This is a genomic window from Pseudomonas defluvii (assembly GCF_001695625.1).
GTDB lineage: Bacteria > Pseudomonadota > Gammaproteobacteria > Pseudomonadales > Pseudomonadaceae > Aquipseudomonas > Aquipseudomonas defluvii.
The window spans coordinates 19,748-27,895 of record NZ_MBPN01000073.1 but is presented as its reverse complement, the minus strand read 5'-3'; the positions used below and the strand labels follow the sequence as shown (position 1 = coordinate 27,895).

The 8,148-nt window shown below is 59.9% G+C and carries 6 protein-coding genes; 2 read left to right on the top strand and 4 right to left on the bottom strand.

What is annotated here, in order from left to right; genetic code table 11:
- Positions 1–175 precede the first annotated feature (175 nt).
- From EKA13_RS18425 to EKA13_RS18415, 3 genes are all read right to left on the bottom strand, one after another.
- Complete coding sequence (locus EKA13_RS18425) at positions 176–808, bottom strand: glutathione S-transferase (RefSeq protein ID WP_065760769.1); 633 nt, start codon at positions 806–808, stop codon at positions 176–178.
- Positions 809–817: 9 nt separating this feature from the next.
- Complete coding sequence (gene msrA, locus EKA13_RS18420; RefSeq protein ID WP_065760768.1) at positions 818–1,480, bottom strand: peptide-methionine (S)-S-oxide reductase MsrA; 663 nt, start codon at positions 1,478–1,480, stop codon at positions 818–820.
- 88 nt (positions 1,481–1,568) lie between these two features.
- Positions 1,569–4,262 (bottom strand): putative bifunctional diguanylate cyclase/phosphodiesterase, encoded by a 2,694-nt coding sequence (locus EKA13_RS18415; protein WP_065760767.1) that lies wholly within the window; start codon positions 4,260–4,262, stop codon positions 1,569–1,571.
- A 608-nt stretch (positions 4,263–4,870) separates the two neighbouring features.
- Between EKA13_RS18415 and EKA13_RS18410 the strand changes: the two genes are divergently transcribed.
- Together EKA13_RS18410 and EKA13_RS18405 are read left to right on the top strand one after the other, a co-directional pair.
- Positions 4,871–6,172, top strand: a complete 1,302-nt coding sequence (locus EKA13_RS18410) for a colicin E3/pyocin S6 family cytotoxin (RefSeq protein WP_083199844.1) — start codon at positions 4,871–4,873, stop codon at positions 6,170–6,172.
- The gene (locus EKA13_RS18405; RefSeq protein WP_065760766.1) at positions 6,169–6,408 is read left to right on the top strand and encodes a DUF7683 domain-containing protein; all 240 of its coding nucleotides are present in this window, start codon (positions 6,169–6,171) and stop codon (positions 6,406–6,408) included. The genes EKA13_RS18410 and EKA13_RS18405 overlap by 4 nt, the downstream gene beginning before the upstream one ends.
- Positions 6,409–6,509: 101 nt before the next feature.
- Here the strand turns inward: EKA13_RS18405 and aceF are convergent, their stop codons facing one another.
- Positions 6,510–8,141 carry a dihydrolipoyllysine-residue acetyltransferase gene (gene aceF, locus EKA13_RS18400; RefSeq protein WP_065760765.1) on the bottom strand — a complete coding sequence of 544 codons (1,632 nt, stop codon included), beginning with the start codon at positions 8,139–8,141 and terminating at the stop codon, positions 6,510–6,512.
- Between the last annotated feature and the right edge of the window lie 7 nt (positions 8,142–8,148).

Here is an 8,148-nt window from a genome sequence, read left to right as displayed (position 1 = left end):
GCTTGCCTGCGATGGCGTCGGTGGGGTGCCCGTGAGTTCGCGGTGTTTGCATCGCGGGCAAGCCCGGCTCCTACAGGTTGCGCGGGATCTGTTGGAGCTGGCTTGCCTGCGATGACGTCGGTGGGGTGATCGTGGGCAAGCCCGGCTCCCACAGGTATCGCGGGCAGGCCGCCGATCAGGCCTTGGGTGGTTCAGTGGCCCGGAGTGATGGCCGCTGGCTGACGTCAGCGTACCAGGCCGCCAGTTTCGGTTGAGCACTGCGCCAGCCGAACTGTGGCATGCGCAGGTCGAGGTAACCCAAGGCACAGGCGACACCAATGGCCGCCACGTCGAATGCCGCGCTGAGTTCAGCGATGTGCGCCTGTTCCAGTTGGGCCAGGCCGCGCCGGATCTTCTCCTGTTGTGCATCGACCCAGGCATCCCAGCGCTTTTCTTCCGGACGCAGGAAGGTCTCGTAGCGGGTCAGCACGGCTGCCTCGGCAATCGCGTCAGCCAGTGAGGCAACGGTCAGGCGCTGCCAGCGTGCGGAGCCCTCACGCGGGATCAGTGGGTTGCCGACATGCTGCAGGTCGAGGTACTCGAAGATCACCCGGCTGTCATGCAGCACCGAGCCGTCCGCCAGGCGCAGGGCCGGGATTTTCCCGGCCGGGTTGCCTTGGTTCAGCGTCGCGTCGGGCTGGGTCGGGCTGATGTTGACGCTCTGCAGCGCGACCCGGTCCAGTTGCCCGGTTTCGTGCAGCAAGACCATGATCTTGCGGACGAACGGCGAGAACGGCGAGTAAAACAGCGTCATGCTCGGTGCGGACATGTCAGTTCCTCAGTTGTTTTGCAGGCTGGGCGGCATGCAGATGCCTGTACCGCCGATGCCGCAGTAGCCATTCGGGTTCTTGGCCAGGTACTGCTGGTGGTAGGCCTCGGCGAAGTACACAGTCGGGGCTTCGGCGATTTCAGTGGTGATGGTGCCTCGGCCGGCCTTGGTCAGTTCGGCCTGGTACACGTGCTTGCTGGCCAAGGCCTGTTCCAGCTGGCTAGGGATGGTGGTATAGATCACCGAGCGATACTGCGTGCCAATGTCATTGCCCTGGCGCATCCCCTGTGTTGGGTCATGCAGTTCCCAGAACATCGTTAGCAGTTCCTGGTAGCTGACCTTTTCCGGCTCGTAGACAACCAGCACCACTTCAGTGTGGCCGGTCAGGCCAGAGCAGACTTCCTCGTAGGTCGGGTTCGGTGTGAAGCCACCCGCGTAACCTACCACTGTGCTGACCACGCCTTCGCGTTGCCAGAAACGGCGTTCTGCCCCCCAGAAGCAACCCAGGCCGAAAATGGCGAATTCCACATTGCCCGTGAACGGCCCCAGCAGTGGATTGCCGTTGACGAAGTGATACTCGGGTAAGGTCACGTGTTGTTCGCGGCCCGGCAGGGCCTGCTTTTCAGTCGGTAGCGTGCTTTTGTTTGTCAGGATTTCAGAGCGCAAGACCATGAACCCACTCCTCTATGTCAGATGGGACGGCCGCGAGGCGGCGTCGATAAGGCTTAGACCTGTAGTGTGCCCGAGTGTTACACGGCTGTCAGGCGATTGGGCCGCGTGGGTAGCGCTTGAGTTTATCCAGCAGCTCGTGGCCGGAGATGGGCCGGTCAAACAGGTAACCCTGGCCGACATCGCAACGGTGCCTGCGCAGAAATGCCAATTGCTCAGCGGTCTCGATGCCTTCGGCAACCACCTTGAGCTTGAGGTTGTGGGCCATGGCGACCACGGCTGAGGTGATCTCCATGTCGTCCTGGTTGTCGGGAATTTCGTTGATGAAGCTGCGGTCGATCTTGATGATGTCGATCGGGAACTTCTTCAGGTAGCTCAGTGACGAGTAGCCGGTGCCGAAGTCGTCCATGGCCAGGGTCAGGCCCAACTGCTTGAGCTCGTCGAGTTGGCGGTGAGTGTCTTCGGTGGCTTCAAGCAACAGGCCTTCGGTCAACTCAAGTTCCAGGAGGTGCGGCGGCAGGGCTTCCTCTTTGAGGATTTTGGCAATCGAGGCGACCAGGTCCGGGTCGGAGAACTGCTTGGGTGACAGGTTGATGGCCACTTGCAGGTTGCCCAGGCCTTCGCTTGCCAGCTCCTGGCTCATGCGGCAGGCCTGACGGGCGATCCACTTGCCGATTGGAATGATCAGGCCGGTTTCTTCGGCGACGCTGATGAACTGGTCTGGGCGAATCATGCCCTTTTCCGGATGGTTCCAGCGCAGCAGCGCCTCCATGCCCAGCAGGCGACCGCTGCGCAGGCAGACCTTAGGCTGGTAGAACACTTCCAGTTCGTTCTGGGTCAGCGCCCGGCGCAGGTTGTTCTCGACAAACAGTTTGTAGCTGGCTTCGGCGTTGAGCGCTTCGGTGAAGACCTGGACCTGATGCTTGCCGTTGGCTTTGGCCTTGTGCAGCGCAAGCCCGGCGTTCTTCATCAGGGTTTGCGGGTCGCGCCCGTGCAGCGGTGCGCAGGCCAGGCCGACCGAGGCGGTGACGTTGATCAACTGGTTATCGACAAACAGTGGCTTGTCGAGGGTCTTGAGCAACTGTTGCGCAACCTGCTGGCCACCCTCCATGTCGGTATCGTCGAGCAGTACGGCAAATTCGTTACTGGCAAACCGCGCCAGGCTGCCACCGGGGCTCAGGCTGTTGCGCAGGCGTCGGGCCAGGCTGATCAGCAGTTTGTCGCCGGTCTGATGGCCAAGGCTGTCATTGATCCGCTTGAAGTTGTCGATGTCCACCAGCAACAGGCTGATCTTGCGGTCGCTGTCGCAGTTAAATCGCTCGTCCAGGTTTCGGATAAATGAGGGCCGGTTGCCCAGGGTGGTCAGGTTGTCGGTGTAGGCCAGGCGTTCGATACGCTGTTGGGCCAGCTTGGTTTGGGTGATGTCTTCGTAGATGCCGATGTAGTGGGTCAGTTCGCGGTTATCGCCATAGACCTTGGAGATCGACAACTGTCCCCAGTACGGCTCGAGGTTCTTGCGCCGGCTTTTGAACTCGCCTTGCCAACTGTTGTTCATGGCCAGGCTGGAGGGCGCATCGAAGAGCAGGTCGTTGAGGTTTTCCAGGGCCGGCAGCTCTGACAGGCGGTGGCCATGGACCTCTTCGGCGCTGTACTGGGTGATCGCCGTGAAGCTCGGGTTTACGTACTCGACCACGCCATCGCGGTTGACCAGCAGGAAGGCGTTGGCGCTTTGCTCCACGGCGCGCTGGAACAGGTGCAGGGCACTGGTGGCCGTGCGGCGGTTGTGGTTGTTGATGACCTGGGCGAACTGGTCGGCCAGCTCGCCAGCAAAGGCAAGTTCGTCCGACTGCCAGGTACGTGTCGAGCCTCTATGCTCCAGGCACAGCACACCGACCACCTGCCCGTCGATGCGGATACTGGCATCGAGCATGGCGCTGATGTTGTGCTGGCGCAGGTGATCAACCAGCTCGCGGGTGCGCGGATCGTGGTTGGCATTGTGGGCGTCGATGGCACGGCTGGTGTGCAGGGCTTCCAGGTAGTTGGGGAACTGGCTGGCGTCGAACGCTTCGGGCAGGCGGTATTCCTGGGTATCGCGGTAGTAGGCCGAGATAGGCTCCAGGCGCTGGTCTTCCAGGTTCCAGATGCTTGCGCAGTCGACCTTGTAGATCTCGCAGGCGCTGCGGGTGATCAGTTCGGCGGCCTCCTGCAGCGAGTTGCCGGCGCTGTAACGCTGTCGTGCCAGGCGCAGGATCAGGTCCTGCTGGGCGCGCACCCGCTCCAGATGCTCGAGCTGTTCCTGTTGCGCTTGCTGGTTGAGTTGCAGGGCGATCTGCAGGCGGTTGTTACGGGTTTCCAGTTCGCTGGGCGAAAGCTCTGGGCTATCGCCAGGCTGCCCGTCGATTACCAGCAAGTAGCCGCGCAACAGGTGCCGATTGTGCTGTTTGTACGCTTCGCCAACTTCCAGCAGGTGCAGCGGCCCTACGCTTGTGTGCAGCGTGTAGCGCACCAGGTAATGGTTGCGCTGGCTCAGTTGCAGCTCAATGGCGTCGTGCAGTTTGTAGCGCGCCTCAGGCTCCATCAGGCTCGCGTAAGGCGACCCGATCAGGGCGCAGAGGTCGACGGCAGGCATGCCGAACTGGCGTTCACAGCTCGGGTCGAGAAACAGCATGGCCCAACTGGCTTCATTCAGCCGCTCGAAACGCAGCATGCCGAGCCGCGAAGGCACGGGCAATTGCGTTACTACCTCGGCCACCATACGGCTGGCGGCATCGGGTTGGCTTTTCATGGAGAGCTCGCTTCAAAGGTACGAATGCGCAGTGGCCTGGAACTCGTGGAAAAATGCGTGCCGCAAGGTTGCATCATGCCGTGCTGGCTGACAAGCGCAACACGTGGTTACGACTTTTCAGGTTATCGACCGTATCGACAGTTTCTGAAGCGAGGGGGCGTTGGGGCTTGTGCCTGGGTAGGCATGCGCATTGAAGGCTTTTGTAGGTGTTTTCTCTTTTGGCTTGTAGGGAGCTTCCGAATTTTCACCGAGGCATGTTTTTGCCCGTGCTTGACGCTATTCAACTGCTAGTTTCGCTACCTACGACAATGACGTCGAAGGCGTACGTTGCATGCCTAATCTCGCCGACCTGATGATCGAAGGCGCCTAGCAAGCGCATTTTCGGCCGAGCCTTGAGCCCGCCATCCTTGGGCACTCGCTTCCAATCCGAAGTACCGATTCTGATACAGGGTGCTTGTCATTCCTTGAGCGTGCGAGAAGGTCACGGCCACCCCAGCTTAAAGGGGCTTTTTCACATACTGGAGTGCCGCTCCACGCGCCGCATCAATACCCGGCGACCAGATCATATGGTGGCTAGTTACTTTTTCAGGATGATACGAAGGAATTTCATGCGCTTGATTCGGAGTGATGACTTCGCCTCAGAAGGCGTTAGCAAAAGTTACATAGTGCCCCCGGACGACGCTATCAGCTTGGTCAGTAATGCCCTGAGCGCCAGCCATCCTGTCGAGGGATTAGGCGCGATGCGTCGTGCCATTCGCGGCAGTACTGATAGTGATGTTTTCAATGCCATCAAAAGTGGCGACTGGTTGCTGATAAAAGAGCCGGATCCTATTGGTGGCGGGCTTGTAAGTCGGCTCCCAGATGCTCCTGTGGTTTATCTCCAGAAAGACGAGTGGCCGCGCCCTAAAGTACCCAAGGGCGCGGTTTTTGCCAAATCCTGTACACCTGATAGGTGGGGTGACACGAAGGCGGGCACAGTACTCGAGCCTGCTGCCAATTTCGGTAACCTCATGGTGGTGAAGACCAAGGCGATCCCCGCAGGGGCTGCCACGCTTGCGAGCACGATGGGGGCTGATTCCGCTTTGGGTCGAATAGCCGGAGGTGGCATTTTGCAGCGAGGTTTTACCTGGATGCTGCGAGGTGCTGCGCTGGCGGGTGGCTCAGCTACTGTTTTTATCGCTGGAATGCTTCCCGCCCGTATGGGGGATGGAACGCTGTATTCGGATGACGAGCTACGCATGATGGACGGCGCCGCTTCCCGGGTGCGCTTCCAGTTCCGTCGCGATGCTGACGGTGCATTACAACTCTACGGCATTCACACCACGGCCACATTAGGGGAAGACGCCGTGCGCATCGTACAAGCCAAATGGGGAGCTGATAAGCGAACACTTCAAGCAGATCTAGGCGACGGCTTAACCATTCTTTGGACGCCTAATAGGGGACCTTTAAACACGCCCGAACTGATTTATCCGGAACATACTGATGAGTCGATTGGAAGCATCCTCGTGCATCCTATCTCGGAGGGCGAAGACTCACAAATCGACGGCTATCCGATTACCGATGATGTCACGCTGGGCGACCGAATTATTGCCTTCCCCGTCGACTCCGGGCTGAAGTCGCTCTATGTCGTGTATTCAAAACCGTTGGGAGGCGATCATAGATACCATCAGCCGCCCGCCATACTACCTGCATTTCCTGATGCGAAAATCGCCCCTTCCAAAACTTACGTTCAAGGAGGAGGTAAAAAGCGACGGCGCTGGAAAGACAGTTCTGGAAGGATCTACGAATGGGACTCTCAACACGGCACAGTAGAGCTGTACAGCAAACAAGGCAAACACCTAGGGGAGTACGATGCCAGTACCGGCGAGCAAACCAAGCCTGAGAACCCGGCAAGGACAGTAGAAAAATGAACCACGTCATTGAAGTGTTTGATAGCGAAACAGAAGAACTCCTAAAAACTGTTGAAATCCCATTTGCTCGGCAAGCTGAACTCATCGCTCTGATGGGCTGGAAAGAGCCTGACGATGCCATTTATGTATATGACCTGTCTCCTGAACAACTGCGCCGAATTGAGGAGTGGACAGGTACGCAATTAGCCGGGTCGAATAACATCATCCAACTAGCGTGTATTGCAAAGCACAAATAACAGGCAAAAAAAGCCCCGCCAAATTGGCGGGGTTGAGGTACGAGCGTGGCAGCTCGAAAAAGGGTCTGTCTCCCCCGGCAGAGGGAGACAGGGAGTAGCGATTACAGCAGCATGGTGCGGATGTCGGCCAGCAGGTCGCTCAGACGCTTGGTGAAGCGTGCTGCTGCGGCGCCGTTGATCACGCGGTGATCGTAGGACAGCGACAGCGGCAGCATCAGCTTCGGCTGGAAGGTTTTGCCATCCCAGACTGGCTGGATGGTGGCCTTGGAGACACCAAGGATCGCCACTTCCGGCGCGTTGACGATCGGCGTGAAGCCGGTGCCGCCAATGTGTCCGAGGCTGGAGATGGTGAAGCAGGCGCCCTGCATGTCATCAGCCGAGAGCTTCTTGGTCCGGGCTTTTTCAGCCAGGGCCGCAGCCTCACCAGCCAGTTGCAGCAGGCTCTTCTGGTCGACGTTCTTGATGACCGGAACCAGCAGACCATCCGGGGTGTCCACGGCGAAGCCGATGTTCACGTATTTCTTGCGCAGGATGGCCTTGCCGCTTGGTGCCAGCGAGCTGTTGAAGTCTGGCAGTTCCTTGAGCAGGTGTGCACAGGCTTTGAGCAGCAGTGGCAGCACGGTCAGCTTGACGCCCGCTTTCTCGGCGACGGCTTTCTGCGCAACGCGGAAGGCTTCCAGTTCGGTGATGTCGGCCGAGTCGAACTGGGTAACGTGAGGCACGTTCAGCCAGCTGCGGTGCAGGTTGGTGGCACCAACCTGCATCAGGCGCGTCATCGCCACTTCCTCGACTTCGCCGAAACGGCTGAAGTCGACTTCCGGGATCGGCGGGATGCCTGCACCACCGGTTGCACCGGCGGCAGGCGCTTCCTTGGCCTTCTGCATCATGGCCTTGACGTACGCCTGCACGTCTTCCTTGAGGACACGACCGTGCGGGCCGCTGGCCGAAACAGCGTTCAGCTCGACGCCGAATTCGCGGGCCAGTTGACGCACGGCAGGGCCGGCGTGAACCTTGGCACCGTTGTTGGCAGCCGGAGCGGCGACAGGTGCCACCTCGACCTTGGCCGCCGCTGCTGGCGCTGCAGCAGGTGCTGCAGCTGGAGCCGCTTCGGCCTTGGCGGGTGCTGCGGCCGGCGCCGGGGCGGCAGCCGGAGCTGCGCCTGCAACCTTCAGCTTCAGGATCAGGTCGCCAGTGCCGACTTCGTCGTCCAGCTTGGCGATGATCGCTTCGACCACGCCAGCAGCAGGCGATGGAATCTCCATGCTTGCCTTGTCCGATTCCAGGGTGATCAGCGACTGGTCAGCTACGACGCTGTCGCCGACCTTGACCAGTACTTCGATGATCTTGGCCTTGCCCGAGGAGCCGATGTCCGGAACATGGATGTCCTGAACAGTGGCAGCCGCAGGGGCAGCTGCTGGCGCGGCTGCGGCGACTGGCGCTGCAGCAGGTGCCGGGGCGGCTGCAGGTGCTGCGGCCGGAGCCTCAGGCGCCGCAGCGGCGCCCTCGACTTCCAGTTCCATCAGCTCGTCGCCTTCTTTCAGGCGATCACCCAGCTTGACCTTCAGTGCCTTGATCACGCCGGCTTTCGGAGCCGGGATCTCCATGGAGGCCTTGTCGGACTCCAGGGTCAGCAGGCTCTGGTCGGCTTCAATGCGGTCGCCAACTTTGACGAACAGCTCAATGATTTCACCTTCACCGCTGCCGATGTCAGGTACGCGAATGAGTTCGCTCACTTAGAAA

Coding starts and splice junctions, on each gene's coding strand:
- EKA13_RS18425 (WP_065760769.1), bottom strand. CDS start 808: ATGTCCGCACCGAGCATGACGCTGTTTTACTCGCCGTTCTCGCCGTTC.
- msrA (WP_065760768.1), bottom strand. CDS start 1,480: ATGGTCTTGCGCTCTGAAATCCTGACAAACAAAAGCACGCTACCGACT.
- EKA13_RS18415 (WP_065760767.1), bottom strand. CDS start 4,262: ATGAAAAGCCAACCCGATGCCGCCAGCCGTATGGTGGCCGAGGTAGTA.
- EKA13_RS18410 (WP_083199844.1), top strand. CDS start 4,871: ATGCGCTTGATTCGGAGTGATGACTTCGCCTCAGAAGGCGTTAGCAAA.
- EKA13_RS18405 (WP_065760766.1), top strand. CDS start 6,169: ATGAACCACGTCATTGAAGTGTTTGATAGCGAAACAGAAGAACTCCTA.